The organism is Streptomyces sp. SLBN-118, assembly GCF_006715635.1.
Classification (GTDB): Bacteria; Actinomycetota; Actinomycetes; order Streptomycetales; family Streptomycetaceae; genus Streptomyces.
Window position 1 is genome coordinate 35,268 of the sequence record NZ_VFNP01000001.1, and the last position, 20,453, is coordinate 55,720.

Consider the following 20,453-nt stretch of genomic DNA (forward strand, 5'->3'; position numbering starts at 1 on the left):
GCGTCCCGCATCTGTGAGGCTATCCGGGGTCCACGGACTGGCGGGGATGGCTCCGGAAAAGGCGCCGCCTCTGCTAGCGCGCCTGCGAAGCGAAGCAACGCCAGCGGGCAACCCGCGATCAAGGTCCGGCGTCCTCCAGGGCGCCGAACCTTGATCGCGGACACAGGGGGACACCGTGGAATCTCCAGCAGCTCAGACAGAACAGCGCCGGACTCCGGGCAGCGCCGACACCTGGCCGGCGGTGCTCCTGCTGCCGGCCCTCCTGCTGCTGAGGTACCTCGGCGAGCACGCCTGGGCTTACTGCACCGCGGCGGTCATCGGCGTCCTGGGGCTGATCGGCGCCGCCGTCGAGATCACCGGGGCCATCGGGCACCTGCTGAACGGACGGCGGCCGTGGGCCGCGGCCTGGGTCCTGTTCGTGCTGACGTCAGCGGTGCTGGTCCTGGTGCTCAGGCTGGCGGAGCAGTGGTGACGCTGCTTCCCGCCATGTGCAGCGCGTCACTATCGGCTGGAGGCGACGTCGCGGGACGCGTACGCGAGCAGTTCACTGATGGCTGCCTCGTTGGAGGCGGGAGGCCGTGAACGCCACTCCGTCAGCGTGTCCGGACGGTCTGCGCAACTGCCTTCGTGTGCTGCACCAGGTTGTCCTCGAGCGTTGCCACGCGCCCACGGTCGCCTGCGGCCGGTGACAACGATGGGCCCGCCCAGTGGGTACAGGGGTCATGCCGCGCCAGGCACTCGCAAGGGCCCATGCGGCCAGGTTCTGCGGGAGCCCGACTTGCCGACCGTTGCCGTGGATGTGCCGGAGCGGCCCGCCGGTGGTACGCCCCCTGGTCGACCGCGTCGGGGGATCCAACGAGCTCGCGGATCGCCGATTGCGCATCAGGCTCAGGGAGGTTGATGTCCGTGACGGTGGCGTCCCGGTCGATGCGCAGTGCTCGCATGGGTCCTCCTCATCGGTTCCGGGGTGGGGCTGAACAGCGTGTTGGCGCACGGTGCGCAGAGGGCTGCTCAATGATCGCCCTCTCTGCGCAATGCAGCGCTGATCAGGGGTTTCTACTGATTGCGCAGACTGATGGGGCTGAGGGATGCCGGATGCGCAAGCGGTGGGCATCCGCCGGCCTACTGCTGCGCGTCGGCGTGGTGACGGGTGAGAGCCTGCCAGCGTCGCTCGAAGTCGGCGGAATTCTGGGTGATGTACTCGGTGGTGACGGGCTTGCTGTACTGGGCGGTGATTCCGCGGGCTGCGCATTCGTGCGCAACGGCGTCCGCCGCATGTTCCTCGTTGCGCATCCGGTATTCGGCCCAGACGTTGTAGACGCGGGACGGCAGGAAGTAGCGGCGCAAGTTGGCCGGGCTGACCGGCTTCCCGCCGCGGCCGTGCATACCCTTCGCTGCGAGATAGGCGGACAGTTGCTCGGCCGTCGGTTCGTCACCGTGCTCGGTCTGGTACTCCATCCACGCCAGGTGGTACCGGTCAACCGTAGTGAGGGGGACGCGCTCCCCCGTTGAACCCTCCGGTCCTGGCAGCGGGTCGTCGATGTCGGCGTTCACCCGAAGGCTGCGCTTCTCCTTGGCTGCCTGTGCGCCCGTGCCTGCGAGTGCCGCCTCGGGATCCTCCTCCCGAGTGAGGGCCTCGTCAGCGCTCCGCTCGCCGGGATCGGCGGCGGCTTCCCCGGCAGTCGGTTCGGTGGTGCCGAACTCGCGCTCCTGGAAGCTCGTGACGAAGTCCATCAAGTCGTCGCCCGTGATGGGCCGGCCGCCGTCTCCTGTGATCGTGTCCCGCTCATAGACGTACGCCGCGAGGGCAGCAGCATCGGGATAGGCGCCGCGCTCCTGCTCGTAGGTGCGCCAGGCGCTGTAGAAGTAGTCGAACCACTGGTCGGCCGACGGGCCAGTCGACTGCCGTTCGTCGGAGGCGACGGGCTCCTCAGGGCGCACGGCGTAGCGCTCCTGGAGGACCTGGAGCAGAGACTGCACCTGCTCCTCGGAGAGCGGACCGCCGGCCCCGGTGGTGATGCCGTACGCGTCGCGGAGCCAGAAGGCCCACTGTGCGGGAGTCGGTGCGACCTGGAACTGGGCGATGAACGCCTGGTAGGCCTCAGCGAATCGCTCGGAGTCTTCCTCGACGGATCCCTCCGGCCGCTCACGTGACCGCTCAGGTGCTGAGGCTGGAGCCTGCACCGGTCGCGGCTCCGCGCTCTCCAACTCCGCTGTCTCCGGCTCCTGATCCGGCGTTGCTTCAAGCGCGGGGGCTTCAGGCTGGGCGGGAGCGGAGACCCGCTCGGCAGCGAACAGGATCGGCGGCTCATCGATACCGGCGGCCGCGAGACCCGCGGGCGCGGTCTCGGCGAGCGGAACACCATACCGGGCCAGCCGCAGCGGCATCAGTGCCTCGACGGGCGCCTTGCGCCGCCACGCGCGACCGAAGCGGGAGTGGAGGGTGGTCTGGTAGACCAGGCGCTCCTGTTCCAGCTTGATGACCTGCTCGTAGGAACGGAGTTCCCACAGTTTCATGCGGCGCCAGAGCAGGAAGGTGGGGATCGGCGAGAGGAGCCAGCGGGTGAGGCGGACGCCCTCCATGTGCTTGTCGGCCGTGATGTCGGCGATCCGGCCGATGGCGTGGCGGGCGGCTTCGACGGCGACGACGAAGAGCACGGGGATGACAGCGTGCATGCCCACGCCGAGCGGGTCCGGCCAGGCCGCCGCGCCGTTGAAGGCGATCGTCGCCGTCGTCAGCAGCCAGGCCGTCTGGCGCAGCAGCGGGAAGGGGATGCGGATCCAGGTCAGCAGCAGGTCCAGAGCCAGCAGGACGCAGATGCCCGCATCGATGCCGATCGGGAACACGTACGAGAAGTTCCCGAAGCCCTTCTGGAAAGCGAGCTCACGGACGGCGGCGTACGACCCCGCGAAGCCAATCCCGGCGATGATCACAGCGCCGGTCACGACCACGCCAATGAGGATCCGGTGCGCCCGACTCAGCTGAATCCGACTCCGTCGGGGTACCTCCCCGCTCCCCGTGCTCACGTCCCACTCCCCCGTCTACGCCTCACAACTGAGCTGGTCTCACACTCCCACGATCTGTGGCAGGTTGGAGCCCTTCGCGGTTGGCCTTGGGCGGATCCAGCAACGAGTCCGATCATCGTCACGTCATGTTGAAACGCTCAGTAACGCGAGCCCCGCCCATACGCCACGGGGGGCAGCACACGGCCGGGGCTCGCTTCCCTCACCGCGCGGGGATCGGGCGCGGCACCCTTCAAAGATCGGCCCGTCATGATCGGACCGGCTGAGATCTCGCGGGGCGGACCGGGGCGGGAGTCCGAACACTCTCGTTCGGGGCACGTCTGCTCCTACTCTGCCTTGTCCAGTCGGGGGAACCGCCAGCCCGCCGGCTCACGGGTGCCGGACGAGCGAACGGGGCTTATCGGTCTCCGAGGGACACGCGCGTCCGGCCTTAGATGAGGAAGGACCAGGACCCATCCGGGGACAGCAGGGAACTGCCCTCGGCGGTGAGTTCGGCCCGCAACGTGTGCAGAGGGAACCGGTTGTTCTCCTCCCACTTGCGGCGGACGCGTTCCAGGTCATCCCAAAGTCGACGCGGGCCGCCCTGGTGGACCACGGGCGTGGTCCCGTCTTCGGCGCGTGCCCATGACCCGTCCGGGGCGAGCAGCCAGACCACACGTCGCCCGTCGTCCGGGTACGTTGCGGCGCGGGTCTCGACACCTGGTGTGTCCAGCTCGTACAGCCACCGAAGGGGCCATTCCTGCCACAGGTCGGGAATCGCTCCGTCGGTGGGCCGTACGTCCTCGCCTTCCCGCTCTCGGGCGGACACGAACACGTCGTTCAGCTTCGCCGGGTAGTCCGCTTCCTGCCTGGTCTCCATGAACGTGGCGGGGTCGGGTTGGACGCTGCCCCGCGCGATGCCGTCGGTTCCCATGTCTGCCGTGATCAGCAGCGCCGTGTGGGCAATGGTCGTGACGAGCCGTCCGCCGGGACGGAGCGCGCGAAGCCACGATGCGGGGACGGGGCGAACGGAAACGGTCGCCATGATGCGGTCGTATTCCGCCTCAGGGAGTTCCCGCGTAGCGTCGATCGCTTGCATGCGCGGCGTGCGCCCGAACTCGGCGAGCCGTGCGCGGGCAGCCTCGACTAGGTACGGGTCCACGTCCACGCTGGTCACGTTCTCGTCCCCGAAGCGGCGGGCGAACAGACCGGCGGAGTACCCGGAACCCGTACCCACGTCCAGCACCTTGTGACCTGGCTGGACGTTGAGCCGGTGCGCCATGGACACGATGAGTCCCGGCAGGGTGGACGACGACGTTGGATCACCCTTGCCGTGCTCGCCGGGGGTGGCGTGATCGGCGTGCGTGGGACCGACACGGGTTACGAGCGTCTCGTCGGTGTATGCGGCGTGCAGCCGCTCGGGCGATTCCTCGGGAAGGTCTACCAACCCCCATTCCTGCGTCGGGCTGTTGGGGATGCGCTGCCACCAGCGCGGGACCAACCGGTGACGGGGGGTGTTGCTCACGGCGTCATGCCATGCGGGAGCGTCGGCGGTCACCTTGTCGGCAAGCGCTTTGGCGGCTTCGGTCCATGTGGACGCTTCGGTCATGCGGCTTCTCCTTGCAGAGCGTCGGCCATGGCTTCAACGAGGGGAACACCAGCCTTGACAGCAAGCCAGTGCCATTGCCCGTTGGGGTTCACCTCGAAGAACACCCAACGTCCGTCCGGCGTGACGGCAAAGTCCAGCGCGCCGAAGAACAAGCCGAGTTCATCCATGAGCCGGCGGACCCGCTTTTCAACCTCCGGGGGCATGTCCACCGCCTCGTACGTGTGGGACTGGTAGTCCGTCCGCCAGTCGAGTTGCGCGGCTTCGCTGCCCGCGTGGATGGCGACAGGAAACATGCGGTCGCCGATCACGGTCAAGCGCACTTCGTACGCCTTGTCCACGCGCTCTTGGAACAGGTGGGCGGTTCCGCTCACTCCGTCGTCCACCTGGTCCGCGGAGACGAGCACCACGGGGAGGAACTGACGCTGTACGGCGGGACCGAGCACGCCACCGCCGAGCCCCTTGTAGACCACGGTTTCGGCCCCGATGAACTCCCGCGCGTGGTCGGTGTCGGACGTGATGACGGAGCGGGGCACGTCCAGCCCGCAGCGCGCGGCCACGGCGAGTTGAACGGGCTTGTAGTTCGCGGCGGCATCTTTGCTCGGGTGGTTGATCCACCGGACGGGCAGCGAGCCGAGCACGCCGAGCAGCCCGGAACGTGCTTCCGAGACCGCGAGTGCGCGAGCGTGTCCGGGCCAGTCGTCGGGGGTCCGAAATTCGTTGGGGCGACGCCACCACACCGACTTAACGGTTTCCAGGCGGACCGCACGGGAGCCGGTGAGGGTGCCCGTCCAGCCGTCCCCGGTGAGGGAGACGGCCAGACGGGAAACGGTTGGAAAGTCGGCAGTGTCATACCTGGCGACGTACTCACCGCGTTTCACCAGCTCCCCAACCACTGCATCAGCCGTGAGGTCGTCCCGGCCGGTCAGGATGAGGACGTATCGCATGTCAGTACAGGTCGGTTCCGCTGTCGGAGCCCGGCGACGAACCGTCACCGTTGCTGGTCTCCGTCTGCGTCTCCGGCATCTCCGCCGTGATCGCGTGCCACGGGTTGCCCTCGGCAGAGACGTTCAGTTGAAGCGCATCGCTGTACGTGATGACGGGCGCTTCGTTGTTCGTCGGAGCTGGTGACACCAGGTGCCGGACCCCGAACGGGACGGGCGTAGCCGTTGCGGTGCTCATATTGCATTCCTCCTGCGTTGGCTGGTCTTGTGGTGCTCTTGCAGAACCGGTCGGCTGCCGACTGTCACGCAGTTAGCCGACCGGGGTTGAACCCGCCCCGCTTCCACAGAGCGAGTCAATGTGGAAGCGGGACGGAAGTCTCAGGAGTGGAGTCCCGCGGGCGTGGCCCGTCCTGGTCGCCCGTGGGGGAATCACGGCGAACGCAACCAGGACGGAGGCTTATGGGGGCTAGGCATGGGCGAGCACACTCAGACTCGGCGAGCCAAGCGAGGCACCCACGGGACGAGCGGTGAGCGCGTACCAACACGTCTCGTCGTGCGCCAGAAACTCGTATGGGAGACCCGTCGCGAGCTGTTGGAACGCGTGGTCCTGGTGCTCGTTGTCGTCGGCCCAGAAGCGCAGTTCCGCGGGCGCGTTCCGCTCGGTGTGCATGACCGGTTGAAGCGCTTGGGGCGGAATCCACTCGGCGTACGGGTCCGGGTCCAGCGCGTTCGCGCACCGGAGAGCCTGACCACGGAGCCAACGCAGAGCGAGCCGGCGGGACGGAGCGATGTAGCCGCCGAGATAGATGGTCGTCACAGCGTCGCCCCCGGACACTTCGGCGACGTACGTAACCCCGGTCATGCGGCACGCTCGCCGTTGTCGGGGCGGACCAGGTTCCGAAGCTGCTCGGCTGCCGCTTCCACAGCGTCTACGAACGCGTTCAGCTCGGCCGCTTGCTCCGCGCTCCGCTCAGCAATCGCAGCGTCCAGCCTCGCGAGGAACAGCGCGCGGTACGCGGTGTCCGATTCGATGCGTTGCAGCTCGGCGAACGGCTGGTCACGCTCGGGCCGGTGCGGGGTCAGCGCCCACATGATCCGGGGGAAGCGCTGCCGCAAGTGGACTTCCGCGGCCCCCGCCGCGAGGACGATCCGAACGGGTAAGCGGATCGGTGCTCTCACAACAACTCCCCCCGGCTTCGAGCGTTGCACCGCGCGATTTCGGCTTGCAGCCGCTCTATGGGGTCTGCAGGGCGGACGTGCTCGGGCTCCGCTTCCCATTCCGTCCCGCCGTTCGTCGGGCGGAGCGACCAGTACGGGCCGGCGACTCCGCGAAACTCTCCAACCCGGTCACGGCTGCTGTCCACCATGAGCGTGCCGGGATCCGGAACGTGGGCGGGTTCCTGCCCGTCTGTGGGAACGTTCTGCGCAGACACCGCCGCTCCTCTCCGTAGTGGTTCCACTACCAGGGCGATTCAGCGTGTCCTACAGTTCAGAAGTCTTCAACTTGCACCACTTGAACGGGGAGTTGGGTGATCACTGTTGAACCGCAAAGAGCTGAACCCCGAAAGTTCGCCGGAAGCAGCGTTCGGCGAGCGTTTGCGCACGTTGAGAGATGAGCGCGGATGGACGCAGGAGGACTTAGCCGACCGCATGGGCTACTCGGGGACGCATATTTCAGCCGTCGAAACTGGTCGGCGGTCCCCAACTCCCCGCTTCGCGAACAGTGCTGACAAGGTGTTTGGGACGGGCGACCAGCTCGAACGCCAGGGCAGGTCCGTGCGCACAAACGCGCTGCTTGAAGGGTTCCCGGAGTACGTCGCGCATGAGGCGCAAGCAGCAGAGATCAGGCTGTACGAGGTCGGCGTTATCCCTGGTCTGCTCCAGACACCGGAGTACGCAACAGCGCTCACAGCGGGCACCGTCAAGCGGGGAGCGATCACCGCAGAGCAGGGGGACGAACGGATTGCGCTCGTTGCGGAGCGCCAAGCATCACTGATCCGGATACCGTTTCCGCTGGTCTTCGCAGTGCTTGACGAAAGCTGCCTTAGACGACCGATCGGGGACAGCACGGTCATGGACGCCCAGTTTGCACGGCTCGTCGAGTTCGCCGAGCTGCCGAACACGGTTGTCCAGATTGCCCCTTTCGATATGGGGGTTCGCCGCCCGCTCAGTCTGCCTGTGACCGTCCTTACGATGCCTGATCGGTCGCTCATGTCGTACGCCGAGTCTGCCCAACGTGGCCATCTCGAACGAGAAAGCACGTTCGTGCTCCCCATGCTGACGGCCTACCATCAGCTACAGGCCGAAGCTGCTTCACAGGCGGCATCTGTCGCCATGATCGAACGGTTACGAAAGGGCACCCCGTGACGACCGAATCCCCCCGCTGGTTCAAGTCTTCGTACAGTGAGAACGGCGGTCAGTGCATCGAGGTCGCGGCCAACTTCGTCGTCTCGCGCGGCGTGGTCCCCGTACGTGACTCAAAGAACCCGACTGGTCCGGTCCTGGACTTCCCCGCAGGCTCGTTCGCATCTTTCGTAGCGAGCGTTAAGGCTGGAGAGTTCGGCACCGTATGACCAGTCGGCCGACCCGCACCAGTTCAAAGCGGCCCCATCGCGCAACGGCTTGACGGGCTGCGCTTGTCCGCAACAAGCCCACCACAAATGCCCCGCCATGCTTCCGAGTCGGAAGCATGGCGGGGCTGGTGGTGACGCTGCCCGGCGATAGGGCTCGGGACGCGCGAGGGTGCCGAAGCTCGCTTCCATGGCCTTTGCCCTGATTTCGGGGGCTCGGCACTCCCTGTCCCCGCCCCGAGAGGCGTGCCTCTAACCGCGCCGCAGGCTTCGCGTGATGCTACGGACCGCTGCTTTGCTCCCCCTTGCAGGGCTTTCGACACTGGGCTCAGACACCGGGCGTTCCCGCCCGACGCCAACAGTCTGCTACTGGGCCCCTGGCAGCTACCCGGACCGGACTTCCACCGGCAGGCGACAACGAGCTGACGACTCAAGATCAGCTACAACACGAAGACCTCCTAGTCTGCTGGGCGCGCGAAACGGCGAGGCTAACGTGATCTCCCGGTTGTAGCCGGTAAAGCGGTCAGGTTGCGGAAGATGTGTTCGGCTACTATCAGGTCCCGGCTCACCTGTGCCTCATCCACGCTCTCGACGGCCGTGGGCAAGCTGGTGTCGGCCTGGCGCTGTGTATCCGGCGTGGCGGCCGGCGCCGGGCGGAGGGTGCGGTCGGCGATGTGGGCGAGCCTGCTCGTGACGGCTTGGACCGCGGCGCGCCAACCATCCTCGAACTGCTTGCCACGCCCGCCTTCCAGCTCGACGGCCTCGCCCTGGGCGGCTTCCACGGACCCGGCCTGAATCACCGAGACCAGGTACTGCATTTCGCCGGCGCTCGCTCCCGCAGAGGTGAGCAGCGAGGTCAGAGGGAGCTGGGCGTCCACTGCGGTCTCCGTGTGCACGGCGATCAGAAAGTAACTTCGGCTGGTCTGTTCGGTTACTCATCTGCGGGCTCCTTTGCCGCTACGGCAGTCGTGGACGGGCCGAGTCTGCGACTGCGGCACCTGGGTGGTCTGTCCGGCGGGCGCCGGTGTGGACGAGCAGTGTCACCTGAGCTCGACGGAGTACGAACTTCCGGGAAAGTCCCATCCGTCGGTGCCTTCGCCGATGTCCTCCACGATGACGTCGTCGATGAAGTGGTCCTCGAATTCGTCGTCGGTGAGCTCGCCGGCGGCCCAGAGTTCCTCGATCTCGTCCCAGTTGCCCCTGCGCCCGTCGATGCGCAGGGGCGCGGCCTGCCGTGTGCCGCGCTCGCGTTCGTCATCGCCCGTCTTGACGGTGCCGCTGATCTCGAACTGGCCGTCCTTGACGTAATCGGGGATCGGGTCGGCGGGGACGATGGCGGCGTTCTCGTAGGCGGTGTGGATGAGGTCGCGGTAGCTGCGGCGGATGTTGTAATCGGGGTCGGAGAGCCAGTTGACCAGGGTCTTGGTGGTCACGTGGAGCCCGGCGTCTTCCAGGGCCTGGTATCCGCGGTGGGTTGCGGTGAGCTGGCTGAGCTGGGCGTGCCAGTGCCGGGCGTTGTACGACGACAGCCGGTGCCGGGGAGTGACCTGGGAGCGCAGGAGGTCGTTGAGGGCGGCGCCCAGGGAGCGTCCGCGGCCTGTGGGCCCGGCCATCAGTCGTCACCTTCGGGGATGATCTCGTCGCGCTGGACGAACTTGGCCTTCACTTCGCCGAAGCCGGTCCCGATCCGGTACGTAGCAGGCGGCGTGTTGGCGGGGGTCCAGAAGATGGCCGCGTCGACGTTGCGCAGGGCGATGAGCTTGTGGCCGTCCTGGACGGCTTTGAAGGCCATGGTCCAGTGGCGGACGGATGCCTCGGCGACCATGCTCATGCGCCAGTCGGGCCGCCAGAACGGGGACCGCTGTTCCGTGCGCTTGGGCCACAGCAGGCGCAGAGCGATGGAAAGCCGGGTCTTGTAGGCCTTGTAGGGGTCGCCGCCGATCTGGACGAGCTCGGTACGTGCTTGCCGGGCAGCAGCGTAGAAGGGCTTGAAGAGGGACTCGTTGGCCTTCCCGGTCCAGGAGTCGTGGATGGTCGGCGCGGCTGCGAGGTGGCCTTCCCTGACGAGCTTTTCGACGTGCTTGATGTGCGGGGTGGTCACCCACACGCGGCCCTGGTCGTCGGGCCGGTCGATGATCCGGCCCAGAGGGTGCGGCATGTCCGGGTGGTTCCACTCCGGGATGTCGATGAGGTAGATGCCGGCCTGAGTCTTGTCGAACGCTTTGAGGGGGCCGGTGTGCAGCAGCTTGTTCGGGGCGAGGGGGACGGCCGAACAGGCGGATGGGTAGCTGCCGTTACGGTCGATCAGGCACATGACGCCCTCGCCGAAGGAGTCGGGGACGAGGAGTTTGTCTCGCCTGACGCGCTTTCCGTTCGCCCTGGTGTGGGCGACGCGCGTGCTGGTGACGTCGGGGTGGACCCAGCGGGGCTCGCCGTCCATGTCCTCGCTGATCAGTGGCCACGGACCGCTGTCCCGTTCCTCGGTGCGGATGACCTTGATCGGGTGCATCTTGGAGCGGTCGACCGCGTCTTTGAGGATCCTGAGGGCGGGGAAGACCGCTCCCTCGGGCTCGTCTTCCTCATCCCCCGGCGCCAGACCGTCGTCGTTGTCCTCTTCGTCGAGGTCGTCGGGAACTTGCCCGCTGTCCGCGGTGGGCTGGACAGCGGTGGGCTGCCCGGTGGTGCCGGCGGACACGGAGGCGCTGTATGCGTGAAGCGCGGCGGCGAGGCGGCGTCCCTCGGCGGTGTCCGGTGGCTGAGGCGGCGCCGCAGCCGCCTGAGCCAGGGACGGCCCGAGTTCCGCAAAGGCTTCAGGGTCGCCGCTGGCCAGTGCGGTGCGCAGGGCGGCCAGGACATGAGTCACGGAGGCTGTCAGCCCCTGCTGGGCGCCGGACGTGTAGGGAAGCGCCGCTTCGGCCAACTCCCGCTCCACCGCACTGCCCAGACTCCGCGCGGATCCTTCGCCACCCGTACGACCGACGGGAGCGGCTCCGGCGTCGAGGAAGCGTGCGCGCAGCAGGTCGGGCCGCAGGTACGCCGAGCCGATCGCGCCGAAGTCGCGTTCCGCGACCGTCACCTGGACCTTGGCAGGGTCAGCGGTCGGTGCGAGCATCACCAGGACGTCGGCCTCTAGGAGACGTAGGAGCGTGGGATCGTCGCTGTCCACGATGGCGAGCACCGGGACGTGCAGCGTGCGCGCGAGGCCGGCCAGGACCTGAGAGGCGTCCGGGAGACGGTTCCCTGACAGCGGCAGGCGGGGGTTGTGGGCGGCCTGGAGCCGGTCCACGACCACGAGCGCCAGGTCTGGGACGTGCGGGGCTGTATCGGCGATAGCCTCAGCGGTCAGGTCGCTGCCGTCATCGATCATCAGCGGCGCATGCACCAACTGCTGGGCGACCTGCTGCTCATGCTCGGTGAGGCGGCCCTGCTTCAGGCGCGGGTAGTCTCCCCCGGTCTCCGCGGAGATGATCCGGCGGGTGATGTCGGCCCGGTTCGGTCCCGACGCCGCGTACAGGACCCGGTGGTTGTCGACGAGCGCGGTCTGCCGTGCGGCGGCCAGCCCCAGCAGACTTCCGCCGACGTTCGGGGCGGCCGCCACGAGCATCAGCCGGCCCGGCTGGAGACCGCCCGTCGCGGCGTCCAGGCCGGGCAGCCCGAACATGGGGCCGCCGGCCGCCGGGCCGGAGGTGAGCACGGCGCCGATGGCGTCGCCCAGCGTGGCGAGCCTGCGCGGCGCGCTGTCGCGTTCTGGATTGCCTTGGCTGTTCACCGCACCTCCTGCCGGCGCCGCGCCGGTGTGCGCGGCAGGATCGGATGAGAGGGCACCGAAGGCAGCGTCGACGGGCAGCAGCACCGCGACCGGTGTGGTGTTCCGCAGGAGCACCTGCGGCTGACCCATTGCCGCAAGCGTGACGAGTTCACCGAAATCCCTCTGGGCGGCGCTAAGCGAGTGGGACGGCAGGCCTTCCGGCTTCCGGGCCGCGGGGAGGCGGTCCAAAGGCGCCAACAGAGCGTGATCCTGCCGCTTGTGGATCCGCGTCGAGACCCCGTCCTCCTCGGCGCTCTTCACCAAGGCGTACAGGGCGTTTCGAGCTTGGGTCGCGTTCATCGCTGCCTCTGCCCGTGGCGACTGACTCACTCACCCTCCTAGAACACTCAACTCCGTATCACGGTATCAGAATCCACTCATGTTCTTAGGTAAAGTCACAATGTTTTCCGTGTAACTCACTCATTATTGAGGCTCTTTCGGTCTGGATTGCTGCGGCCTCCTCTGCCTCGCGCAGCAGCGAGCGAAGATCGGCGCCCAGGCGCGCCCCCGCGAATCGACCGTCCCGGAGCTCGACCGCAACCCACCCGGCCGGGCACGCATCGACGCCGAGGACCGCCACCATGTCACCCAGGCCGTCGGCGGATATCCGTGGTCCCCGTACAGGCGGACGAATGGGCGGCTACGACCACCCGGATCCGCGGCGCACCAGGCCGTGGGCCGCCCGCTCGTACAGCTCGACCTCCTCCTGGCCGCCCGGGCCGATCGGCTGTACCAGACGGCCACCGATCCGCAGCTGTTCGACCAGCGGCGGCGGCACCTGCGGGAAGGCGGCACAGACGATGACGGCGTCGTAGGGGGCGTGGCCGGCCATGGCGAGGGCGCCGTCGCCGACGACGATCTCGACGTTCTCGACGCCCTCGTCGGCGAGGTTGCCCCTTGCCTCCTCCGCTATGTCCGGCCACCGCTCGACGCTCACGACGTACGTGGCGAGGCGGGCCAGCAGCACGGTCCGGAAGCCGTATCCAGTGCCGATTTCCAGGACACGCTCGCTCCCGGCGAGGCCGAGCGTGGCAATCATCATGGCCACGAGGGAAGGCTGCGTCGTCACCTGACCGTGGCTGATGGGAATCGTCACGTCCGCGTACGCCGTCGCGTGCTGGGAGGCGGGGACGAATGCCGAGCGAGGGGTGACGCGCATGGCCTGCAGCAGGCGCTCACCCATCACGCCGAGGGCGCGGGCGGTCCTGACCAGATGTTCAGGAGTGAGGCCGGGGCTGGGCTGGGTCATCGTCTGCGTCCCCCAGACAAGGTTACCGGCAGCAGCCTGCTGCCCTCGTGCCGGTCGGATCGGCTTGGTGCGGCCATTCCCGTCGCTGCCCGGAGCGCCGTCCTCGCCTCTTCGCTGCGGGGGCGAGTCCAATCATGCAGGGTGGAGACCATGCATCTCTTGCTCACCTCGGACACGCACGTGCCCAAGCGCGCTCGTGAGCTGCCGGCACCCCTGCTGGACGGGATTGCATACGCCGACGTGGTGTTCCACGCCGGCGACTGGGTCGACGTTTCGACGCTCGAGCTCCTGGAAAGCCGTGCGGCCCGGCTCGTCGCGGTGTATGGCAACAACGACGGACCCGAACTGCGTTCCAGGCTGCCCGAGGTGGCCCGGGTCGAACTCAATGGCGTCCGTTTCGGAGCCGTCCATGAGACCGGCCCTGCCCAGGGCCGTGAGCGCAGGTGCGCCGAATGCTTCCCCGACCTGGATGTACTGGTGTTCGGGCACAGCCACATCCCGTGGGACACAACGGCTCCCGGTGGTCTGCGGCTGCTCAACCCCGGCTCCCCGACCGACCGTCGGCGGCAGCCCCACTGTACGTACATGACCGCAGAAGTGGTTGACGGGCAGCTGACTGAGGTTCACCTGCACCGCTTGTGACGTGAGAAGCAAGATCGCCGCCAAGGAGCTGCGGACAGTGCCGAGCGTTCCATCGCCGCTCCAAGGTCTACGCCGCGCCGCGCAGGCGCTGGGCTGACCACTGCCGCCGACCCGTGTCGGTCACCTTCACCAACGAACTCACCGGTGATCCGGTGGGCATGGCCAACTGCAGCGCCGCCGTCGTCACCTTGTTCACCCTCGGACACGCCGAGCCGTACGGCGACGAAGACGCCCAGCCATTCGTCGGCCGGGTGCTGCCCGCGCCCACCCTCGATCCGTAGGCCCCCGGCGCCCGCCGTCACGGAAGTCCGCTTCATCGACTGCGGCGTCGGTGCTGCCGTCGTCCCAACGATCTCGAAGTGTTCCACGGCCGCCAGCGAGGACCTCACCCGAGCCCACCGTCGGCCTCACCTGGCGGCCGCCCCATTGCGCGGCGTCCGGCCCTTCCGCTCAGCCCCGGGTGCGGCTCACGCATTCTATGACGACGCGCCGGAGGTTGCCGGTCCGCTCCATCAGTTCGCGCTGCACCTGCGCTCCGTTACCCGTGGCCAGCAGTGTGCTGATCGCTTCCTGGGCGGACACGAGGTCACCCGTGTCTTCGAGGGCGTCCCGCGCGTGGTCGAACAGCGCCCGCACCACTGTCTCTGCCCGCGCGGGCCGCATCGTCAGGGGATGGATCAGCAGGTGCTCCAGGCCGTACCTTCCGGCCTGCCAGGTGGCCATGCGCAGCAGGGCAACCCCGTGCCGGGCGGGCGGCTCGCCATTGCGCCACTGCTGGGACGCCGTTTCCACCAGGCCACGGGCCAAGGTGGCGAGCAACACCGTTGTCGAGGGGTCCAGGCACACGTCCGCGACCCGGATCTCGACGGTGGGGTATTGGTGGGACAGCCGGGCGTCGAAGTAGATCATGCCTTCGTCGCGCAGCACGCCGGTGCCGAGCAACTCTCGCACGTGTTCGTGGTACCGGTCCGCGGAGCCGAAGAGCTCCATGGGACCGGCGGAGGGCCAGCGGCCCCAGACCTGGCTGCGGTAGCTGCCATACCGGCTGTCCTTGCCCTGCCAGAACGGGGAGTTTGTGCTCAGCGCCAGGAGAACGGCCAGCCATGGCCGGACGCGGTCCAGGACTGCGACGCCCTCGTCGTCCGAGTCGACCGAGACATGCACATGGCATCCCCCTGTGAGCTGTTCCTGCGCCGTCAGCCCGAACCTCTCGCCCATCCACCGGTACCGTTCGCCGAACCCGATCGAGGGACTGACGGGCAGAGGAGAGGTGGCCAGCGCGGCGACGGCCGCACCCACCTGCTCCGCCTGGCGGGCGGCCTCGGCCCGCCAGCGCCCGATCTCGGTCGCGAGATCCCCCATGGCGACCTGCGGCCGGGTGGCGAACTCAAGCTGCTCGCGTTGCAGTTCCGCTTCGAAGACCTGGTTCCTGTCCTTACGGACGGCCTCCCGGGAAGCGGCGGCCAGCACGGCCGCCGACAAGGCCCGAGGCTCACCGCTCTCTGCGTCCACCAACAGCAGTTCTTCCTCGACACCCACGCTGCGCACGACGACTGCCTTTCCGCGGCCCGGCCGCAGCGGTTCTTCTTTTGCACCCCGCCGCGCGGATCTCTGATCCACGCCGACGGCTAGCCGACGGGTTCCCGCCGAAAGGGGCAGCGACACCTCCAGGCGACGGCTCGCGGTGCGAACGTCAATCACCCGTTTGCCGACCGGTGAACGGGATAGGCGGGCCGGTAGCGGCAACCTGACCTGCCGCTCCGCCAGCGACGCCGGGAAGGGACGATAGCGCCGCTCCCGATTCGGGGCTTAACTGACGGTGCACGCTCGACCAGCGGAAAGGGGAAACGGTCGCCCATGTGCCGGTGGCTCGCTTACTCAGGTACGCCCATCCGGCTCGAGAACGTTCTCTACCGGCCGGAGCACTCCCTCATCGACCAGAGCCTGCGCTCCCGGCTCGGCGTCGAGACGACGAACGGCGACGGTTTCGGCGTCGGGTGGTACGCGGAGGACGCGGTGACCCCGGCCGTGGTCCGCGACACAGGCCCGGCATGGAACAACCGCAACCTTCGCGAGATCGCGGGCCATGTCCGGTCCCCGTTGTTCTTCGCACACGTACGGGCCTCGACCGGTTCGGCCGTACAGCAGACCAACTGTCACCCGTTCCGTCACGGCCGCTGGATGTGGATGCACAACGGCGCGGTCACCGAATTCCACCGATTGCGGCGTAACCTCACCATGGCCGTCGACCCGGTCCTGTTCTCCCTCATCGAAGGGTCGACGGACTCCGAGGTCATGTTCTTCCTGGCCCTCACCTTCGGGCTGGATCAGGACGTGCCGGGCGCCGTGGCGCGGATGGCTGGGTACGTCGAGGAGGTAGGCCGGGCAGAGGGAGTGGAGTTCCCGTTGCAGATGACGATCGCCGTGAGCGACGGCGAACAGCTGTGGACCTTCCGCTACTCCAGCGAAGGCGCCTCCCGCTCGCTGTACTACAGCAACCGGGTGGAGACGTTGCGCGCCCTCCACCCCGATGTGGAGTTCCTGCAGGATGTGTCCGAGGACACCCGCCTCGTCGTGTCCGAGCCGCTGGGCAGCCTCCCCGGCGCCTGGAACGCCGTCCCGGAGAACACCTACAGCGTTGTTCACGCCGGAGAACTCGACCTGCGGCCCTTCGTTCCCTCCGATGGGCAGTGGTGACAGCCCGAAGCGGGCGACCGGTGATCGCGTCCGCCTGGGCGACAGCGCTCGGAGTTGCCATCAGACACATGTCGATCGTGACCTGCGGGAAGTCGTTAGTCACCACCTTGCCGGTCGGCACATCGACGATCGGCACCGTGATGCCCCGGTCATAGCCAGGCTCGCGGGCGAGGTACGCCTCCTGGAGCCGCTCGATGCCGAGCACCGGGTCGCGGCCGCCCGGGTCGAGGTCGAACGTCCAGCTGCGCTCCTCGTGCGTGGGCCCGGCGATCGCCATCGACAGCGCATTCTCCAGCCCAAGGAGCCGCCGTACGATCACCGCCCGGCTTGCCCACGGACACACCCGGCTGACCACCAGACGGTAGCGCCCCGGCTCCACAGGGAAACCGTCGCGTCCGTCAGCGGTAGTCCGGGTGGTCATGTACCGGCTATCGCGCGAGTACCCTCCACCTGGCTTCACATAGGCGCCGGCCTTGCGGAACTCGATGAGCAAGTCGCCGATAACCCGGGGAGCCGGGGACCGGCCGTCGGTCAGGACGGTGGGCCGCATTGCCAGGGCCTCGGTGAGGCGCCGAGACTTCGCGCGGCCGACCGCGACAGCGATGACCACGGCCCGGATGGTCTCGGGTTCGAGTTTCTTCTCGATGTCGGAAATCAGGTCCGTGACCAGGCCGATCGGGTCGGCGACGGCGCGGTCGAGATGGTCAGCGGTGGTCACGGTCGTCAACATCCCTGATCCTGGCCCGCTGTGGCCGAAGCCTGCCGAGTCCGTCCGAGTCGGGCGCCGTGTCGCCGCTGGCGGCGGCCCTCTTCGGCTTCTTCACGGCCCCAGCCGCCGCGATGGGCTCGATGAGGTCGTCCATGGTGCAGTCCAGGATGCCGAGCAGGGCCATGAGGATTTTCAGGCTGAGGCGTTTGGGGCGTTCGACGACGAGCCGGTAGATCTGGCTCGACTGATGCCGCGCTCGGCGAACGGCGGAATGAGGTCGGTGGTGGAAAACATCCCGCGGTCCGCCATGACCTTGCCCAGGTGCCAGTGGTAGTCGAGCTTGGCGGCCATCGTCGGATCCATCCTGTCAGGCCCCGGCGAACGCCAGGACCAGTGCCTTGTGCAGGGAAGTGTTCATGAAGTCGTCGCTGACGTGGGTGTAGATGGCCAGGGAGCTGTCGCACTCGTGGCCGACCTGCTGCTGGATGAACCGTCGGTCCACCCCGCCTTCGGTCATGTGCGTGACGTACGTGTGACGCGGACTGCGAGGTAGCGACCAGGCACTCGCGGATGTAGCTGCGGGTCAACGGCCGGTCTTCGGTGCCGTACCTAAGACTGTGTCCTATGTGGTGAGGCGGATGAGTCGTTTGTAGCAGCAGAGGGCGGCGGCGAGGCCGAGGAAGGCCAGGTAGTTGCGGGGATGGCGTTCGTAGCGGTGGTTGAGTCGGCGGTAGCCGGTCAGCCAGGACATGGTGCGTTCGATGACCCACCTGCGTCGGCCGAGGCGTTCGCTGGACTCGATGCCTTTGCGGGCGATGCGGACACCGATGCGTTTGCCGCGTAACCATTTCCGCAGGTGCGGGACGTCGTATGCCTTGTCTGCGTGGAGGCGTTGGGGCTTGAAGTGGCGGCCCCTGTGGGGGTCGTGTCTCGTTTGGTGCCCCTCGACCATGGGCTTCAGGGCGAGGCTGTCGTGGGTGTTGGCCGCCGAGACGCCGACGAAGAGGGGCAGTCCGTTCGCGTCCGACAAGACGTGCATCTTGGAACCCGGCTTGCCCCGGTCCACGGGGCTCGGACCTGTGAGTTCGCCCCCTTTTTCGCCCTCACATGGGCGGAGTCGAGCACGGCACGGGAGAGGTCGAGGAGCTGTGCGTCGTCGAGTCGGTGCAGGATCGCCTCGTGCAGTCGGCCCCACACGCCGGCCCGGGACCAGATCATGAACCGGCGGTGCGCGGTGGACTTCGATATGCCGAAGCACGGTGGCAGCGCCCGCCAGGCGCAGCCGCTGACCAGCACGTAGATGATCGCGGCGAACAGCGTCTCATCAGGCGTGTCCTGGGTTCCGCCACCTTGTGGCCGCACCTTCGCCGGTGGGATCAGCGGCTCCGCGATCTCCCACACCCCGTCCGGAACAATCCAACTCCACGTACCCCGCCCCATGAACAGCCCAACGAGCTAACACCATATAGGACACGGTCTAAGAGGTCGTCTCATTTGGCGAGTCGGCGGTAGCAGATGAGGGTGCAGGCGATGCTGGTGAAGGCCAGGAAGTGGTCGGCTTTGCGTTCGTAGCGGTGGTTGAGCCGGCGGCCACCGGCAAGCCAGGCCATGGTGCGTTCGATCGTCCAGCGGTGACGGCCGAGTCGCTGGGACGACTCGATGCCCTTTCGGGCAATCCGGTGGGTGATTCCGCGTAAGCGGAGCCAACGTCGCAGGTGGTCGTAGTCGTAGCCCTTATCGGCGTGCAGCTTGGCGGGTCGGCGCCGGCGCGGTCCGCGGCGGGAGCGGATCGGCGGGATGCCTCGCACGAGGGGTTCAAGGGCTGGGCTGTCGTGCAGGTTCGCGCCAGAGATGCCGATAGAGAGGGGCAGACCGGTCCGTTCGGTGATCAAGTGGACCTTCGACCCTTTCTTGCCCCGGTCTACAGGATTCGGACCCGTCAGCTCCCCCTTTCAAGGCCCGCATGTTCACCGAGTCGATCGCACAGCGGGACCAGTCCAGCTCGCCGCGTGCGCCCAGTTCATCCAGGACCAGGCGGTGGAGCTTGGCCCAGACCCGGGCCTTGCTCCACTCGCTGAATCGCCGGTGGGCCGTCGGCCCCGAGGGCCCGAACGAAGGAGGCAACTGTCGCCAAGTGCAGCCCGACGTCGCCACGAAGATGATCGCCGCCAGAACTTCGCGGTCTCCGTACCGCCGTCGGCCACCGCCCTGCGGCCGCGAGGGAGCAGGCGGCACCACCCGCTCGAACAGTTCCCACAACTCATCCGGCACCCGACGCTCAACGATCCCCACGACGCCAGACTATCGAACAGACCAAATGAGACGACGTCTTAACACCCCCCGTTCGCAGCTGTTCTCCGGCCCCGTGCCGATACCGCGCGCCGTCGTAGCGGACTTGCTCGGCTACCACGACAAGACCACCACCCGGATCCGCAACGAGACCGGTGGGGACCAGGAGCCGATACGCCGCTGGCGACCACAGTCGGTCACCAGCTGGCTGGGTCCCTCGGGGAACCGGCGACAGTTGATTAGGCGATCACACCAGTATCAACTCCCGGATTGGCGCGGTAGACGGCGGTGTGCCTTGTCGATGCCAGCATCTGCTAGGTACCGCGTACTTAGCCGGTTGAATGGGCGACAAACTTCGCTCCTACAACCCGGATAAAGGTCGACTTCACCATGCGACTCCTTATCTCTGGTGACAAGCTGGAGATAGGCGAACGAAGAGACAACTACGCCGCCTGGAGGAGAAATGCTGCCGTACGTAACGCTCCATGAAGGAATTCCCGGCATCACGCGACCAGGCCCAAGGTACGTCGTCGAACTACTGCAGAGGGCTCTGAAGCGAGAGGGCGTCTATGGCGGACCTGTCGACGGAGGCCTTACGCCTGCAACAGTCACCGCGGTCAAGGCCTTCCAGGGCGCGAACGGGCTCGCTACCGACGGTGTTGTCGGACCGGCAACATGGGAAGCACTTCCGGCCGAGGACCTGCAGGGAATCCCCGTTATCAGCGCGGGAGACACGGGCGGTGCTGTGGCCTTGCTTCAGCGGTGTCTCCGTCGACAGGGATTCGATCCGGGGCCCATTAGTGGCATCTTCGGGGCACAGACAACTGCCGCGCTCAAGCAATACCAGCAAACAGGCGCGCCAGCCGTCATCGTCGACGGCATCTGCGGCCGACAGATGTGGCCTCTTATGGGCTGACACCGTTTACCGAATGTACC

At 67.5% G+C, this 20,453-nt stretch carries 21 protein-coding genes and 3 pseudogenes; 7 read left to right on the top strand and 17 right to left on the bottom strand.

Translation table 11 applies throughout. The annotated features are described in order from the left end of the window. Positions 1-175: 175 nt before the first annotated feature. Positions 176-472, top strand: coding sequence for a hypothetical protein (locus FBY35_RS00185; protein ID WP_142211833.1), 297 nt, complete (start codon positions 176-178; stop codon positions 470-472). A gap of 1,822 nt (positions 473-2,294) precedes the next feature. On the opposite strand, the pseudogene FBY35_RS37865 reads toward FBY35_RS00185, so the two are convergent. The 7 genes and pseudogenes from FBY35_RS37865 to FBY35_RS36715 all read right to left on the bottom strand — a co-directional run. Next, positions 2,295-2,988 (bottom strand): annotated as a pseudogene (locus FBY35_RS37865) (DUF2637 domain-containing protein); the annotation flags it as partial. Positions 2,989-3,454: 466 nt separating this feature from the next. Beyond that, the gene (locus FBY35_RS00195; protein WP_142211834.1) at positions 3,455-4,612 is read right to left on the bottom strand and encodes a methyltransferase domain-containing protein; all 1,158 of its coding nucleotides are present in this window, start codon (positions 4,610-4,612) and stop codon (positions 3,455-3,457) included. Continuing rightward, complete coding sequence (tgmB, locus tag FBY35_RS00200) at positions 4,609-5,556, bottom strand: ATP-grasp ribosomal peptide maturase (RefSeq protein ID WP_142211835.1); 948 nt, start codon at positions 5,554-5,556, stop codon at positions 4,609-4,611. The genes FBY35_RS00195 and tgmB overlap by 4 nt, the downstream gene beginning before the upstream one ends. Position 5,557: 1 nt before the next feature. After that, positions 5,558-5,791 (bottom strand): putative ATP-grasp-modified RiPP, encoded by a 234-nt coding sequence (tgmA, locus tag FBY35_RS00205; RefSeq protein ID WP_142211836.1) that lies wholly within the window; start codon positions 5,789-5,791, stop codon positions 5,558-5,560. Between the two features lie 228 nt (positions 5,792-6,019). Then, the gene (locus FBY35_RS00210; protein WP_142211837.1) at positions 6,020-6,415 is read right to left on the bottom strand and encodes a hypothetical protein; all 396 of its coding nucleotides are present in this window, start codon (positions 6,413-6,415) and stop codon (positions 6,020-6,022) included. After that, a complete protein-coding gene (locus FBY35_RS00215) occupies positions 6,412-6,732 on the bottom strand; it encodes a hypothetical protein (RefSeq protein WP_260848428.1) in 321 nt (106 codons plus the stop codon). The genes FBY35_RS00210 and FBY35_RS00215 overlap by 4 nt, the downstream gene beginning before the upstream one ends. After that, positions 6,729-6,986 (bottom strand): hypothetical protein, encoded by a 258-nt coding sequence (locus FBY35_RS36715; RefSeq protein WP_142211838.1) that lies wholly within the window; start codon positions 6,984-6,986, stop codon positions 6,729-6,731. The genes FBY35_RS00215 and FBY35_RS36715 overlap by 4 nt, the downstream gene beginning before the upstream one ends. 106 nt (positions 6,987-7,092) lie before the next feature. Here FBY35_RS36715 and FBY35_RS00225 point away from each other — a divergent pair, with 106 nt between their 5' ends. Both FBY35_RS00225 and FBY35_RS00230 read left to right on the top strand, forming a co-directional pair. Then, complete coding sequence (locus FBY35_RS00225) at positions 7,093-7,920, top strand: helix-turn-helix transcriptional regulator (RefSeq protein ID WP_186356837.1); 828 nt, start codon at positions 7,093-7,095, stop codon at positions 7,918-7,920. Beyond that, positions 7,917-8,126 carry a DUF397 domain-containing protein gene (locus FBY35_RS00230; RefSeq protein WP_142211840.1) on the top strand — a complete coding sequence of 70 codons (210 nt, stop codon included), beginning with the start codon at positions 7,917-7,919 and terminating at the stop codon, positions 8,124-8,126. Before FBY35_RS00225 ends, FBY35_RS00230 begins: the two co-directional genes overlap by 4 nt. Positions 8,127-8,611: 485 nt before the next feature. On the opposite strand, the gene FBY35_RS00235 is transcribed toward FBY35_RS00230, so the two are convergent. From FBY35_RS00235 to FBY35_RS00255, 4 genes are all read right to left on the bottom strand, one after another. Then, positions 8,612-9,001: a hypothetical protein gene (locus tag FBY35_RS00235; protein WP_142211841.1), complete on the bottom strand. Its 390-nt coding sequence runs from the start codon at positions 8,999-9,001 to the stop codon at positions 8,612-8,614. A gap of 162 nt (positions 9,002-9,163) precedes the next feature. Then, entirely contained in the window at positions 9,164-9,736 is a 573-nt protein-coding gene (locus FBY35_RS00240) for a hypothetical protein (RefSeq protein WP_142211842.1), read from the bottom strand. Continuing rightward, complete coding sequence (locus FBY35_RS00245) at positions 9,736-12,021, bottom strand: DnaB helicase C-terminal domain-containing protein (protein ID WP_260848429.1); 2,286 nt, start codon at positions 12,019-12,021, stop codon at positions 9,736-9,738. Before FBY35_RS00245 ends, FBY35_RS00240 begins: the two co-directional genes overlap by 1 nt. A gap of 550 nt (positions 12,022-12,571) precedes the next feature. After that, entirely contained in the window at positions 12,572-13,180 is a 609-nt protein-coding gene (locus FBY35_RS00255; protein WP_142211844.1) for a protein-L-isoaspartate O-methyltransferase, read from the bottom strand. Between the two features lie 150 nt (positions 13,181-13,330). Here FBY35_RS00255 and FBY35_RS00260 point away from each other — a divergent pair, with 150 nt between their 5' ends. Both FBY35_RS00260 and FBY35_RS35950 read left to right on the top strand, forming a co-directional pair. Beyond that, positions 13,331-13,822 (top strand): metallophosphoesterase family protein, encoded by a 492-nt coding sequence (locus FBY35_RS00260; RefSeq protein WP_142211845.1) that lies wholly within the window; start codon positions 13,331-13,333, stop codon positions 13,820-13,822. 113 nt (positions 13,823-13,935) lie between these two features. Further along, positions 13,936-14,103, top strand: a complete 168-nt coding sequence (locus FBY35_RS35950) for a hypothetical protein (protein ID WP_160159184.1) — start codon at positions 13,936-13,938, stop codon at positions 14,101-14,103. 169 nt (positions 14,104-14,272) lie between these two features. Here FBY35_RS35950 and FBY35_RS00265 read toward each other — a convergent pair whose 3' ends face one another. Beyond that, positions 14,273-15,370 carry a glutamate--cysteine ligase gene (locus tag FBY35_RS00265; RefSeq protein WP_142211846.1) on the bottom strand — a complete coding sequence of 366 codons (1,098 nt, stop codon included), beginning with the start codon at positions 15,368-15,370 and terminating at the stop codon, positions 14,273-14,275. 309 nt (positions 15,371-15,679) lie between these two features. On the opposite strand from FBY35_RS00265, the gene FBY35_RS00270 reads away from it, so the two are divergent. Continuing rightward, positions 15,680-16,519, top strand: a complete 840-nt coding sequence (locus tag FBY35_RS00270; RefSeq protein ID WP_142211847.1) for a class II glutamine amidotransferase — start codon at positions 15,680-15,682, stop codon at positions 16,517-16,519. A 61-nt stretch (positions 16,520-16,580) separates the two neighbouring features. Here FBY35_RS00270 and FBY35_RS00275 read toward each other — a convergent pair. The 5 genes and pseudogenes from FBY35_RS00275 to FBY35_RS00295 form a co-directional block, all read right to left on the bottom strand. Further along, positions 16,581-16,940 (bottom strand): annotated as a pseudogene (locus FBY35_RS00275) (glutathione S-transferase family protein); the annotation flags it as partial. Positions 16,941-17,223: 283 nt separating this feature from the next. Then, positions 17,224-17,579: pseudogene (locus FBY35_RS00280) on the bottom strand (helix-turn-helix domain-containing protein). A gap of 16 nt (positions 17,580-17,595) precedes the next feature. Continuing rightward, positions 17,596-17,745: a site-specific integrase gene (locus tag FBY35_RS00285; protein ID WP_260848431.1), complete on the bottom strand. Its 150-nt coding sequence runs from the start codon at positions 17,743-17,745 to the stop codon at positions 17,596-17,598. A 105-nt stretch (positions 17,746-17,850) separates the two neighbouring features. Next, positions 17,851-18,668 (bottom strand): IS5 family transposase gene (locus FBY35_RS00290; protein WP_142211848.1). Its coding sequence is split into 2 segments (ribosomal slippage): positions 17,851-18,326 and positions 18,326-18,668, totalling 819 coding nucleotides; the frame shifts between segments, so codons are not numbered across the junction. A gap of 50 nt (positions 18,669-18,718) precedes the next feature. Next, a protein-coding gene (locus FBY35_RS00295) for an IS5 family transposase (RefSeq protein ID WP_222123135.1) occupies positions 18,719-19,514 on the bottom strand; the annotation gives its coding sequence in 2 pieces (ribosomal slippage) (positions 18,719-19,178 and positions 19,177-19,514; 798 coding nt in all). 466 nt (positions 19,515-19,980) lie between these two features. Between FBY35_RS00295 and FBY35_RS35955 the strand changes: the two genes are divergently transcribed. Further along, complete coding sequence (locus tag FBY35_RS35955) at positions 19,981-20,433, top strand: peptidoglycan-binding protein (RefSeq protein ID WP_160159185.1); 453 nt, start codon at positions 19,981-19,983, stop codon at positions 20,431-20,433. Positions 20,434-20,453 lie beyond the last annotated feature (20 nt).

Coding starts and splice junctions, on each gene's coding strand:
- FBY35_RS00240 (WP_142211842.1), bottom strand. CDS start 9,736: ATGGCCGGGCCCACAGGCCGCGGACGCTCCCTGGGCGCCGCCCTCAAC.
- FBY35_RS00245 (WP_260848429.1), bottom strand. CDS start 12,021: ATGGGTCAGCCGCAGGTGCTCCTGCGGAACACCACACCGGTCGCGGTG.
- FBY35_RS35955 (WP_160159185.1), top strand. CDS start 19,981: ATGCTGCCGTACGTAACGCTCCATGAAGGAATTCCCGGCATCACGCGA.
- tgmB (WP_142211835.1), bottom strand. CDS start 5,556: ATGCGATACGTCCTCATCCTGACCGGCCGGGACGACCTCACGGCTGAT.
- FBY35_RS00255 (WP_142211844.1), bottom strand. CDS start 13,180: ATGACCCAGCCCAGCCCCGGCCTCACTCCTGAACATCTGGTCAGGACC.
- FBY35_RS00270 (WP_142211847.1), top strand. CDS start 15,680: ATGTGCCGGTGGCTCGCTTACTCAGGTACGCCCATCCGGCTCGAGAAC.
- FBY35_RS00260 (WP_142211845.1), top strand. CDS start 13,331: ATGCATCTCTTGCTCACCTCGGACACGCACGTGCCCAAGCGCGCTCGT.
- FBY35_RS00195 (WP_142211834.1), bottom strand. CDS start 4,612: ATGACCGAAGCGTCCACATGGACCGAAGCCGCCAAAGCGCTTGCCGAC.
- FBY35_RS00285 (WP_260848431.1), bottom strand. CDS start 17,745: ATGACCGAAGGCGGGGTGGACCGACGGTTCATCCAGCAGCAGGTCGGC.
- FBY35_RS00210 (WP_142211837.1), bottom strand. CDS start 6,415: ATGACCGGGGTTACGTACGTCGCCGAAGTGTCCGGGGGCGACGCTGTG.
- tgmA (WP_142211836.1), bottom strand. CDS start 5,791: ATGAGCACCGCAACGGCTACGCCCGTCCCGTTCGGGGTCCGGCACCTG.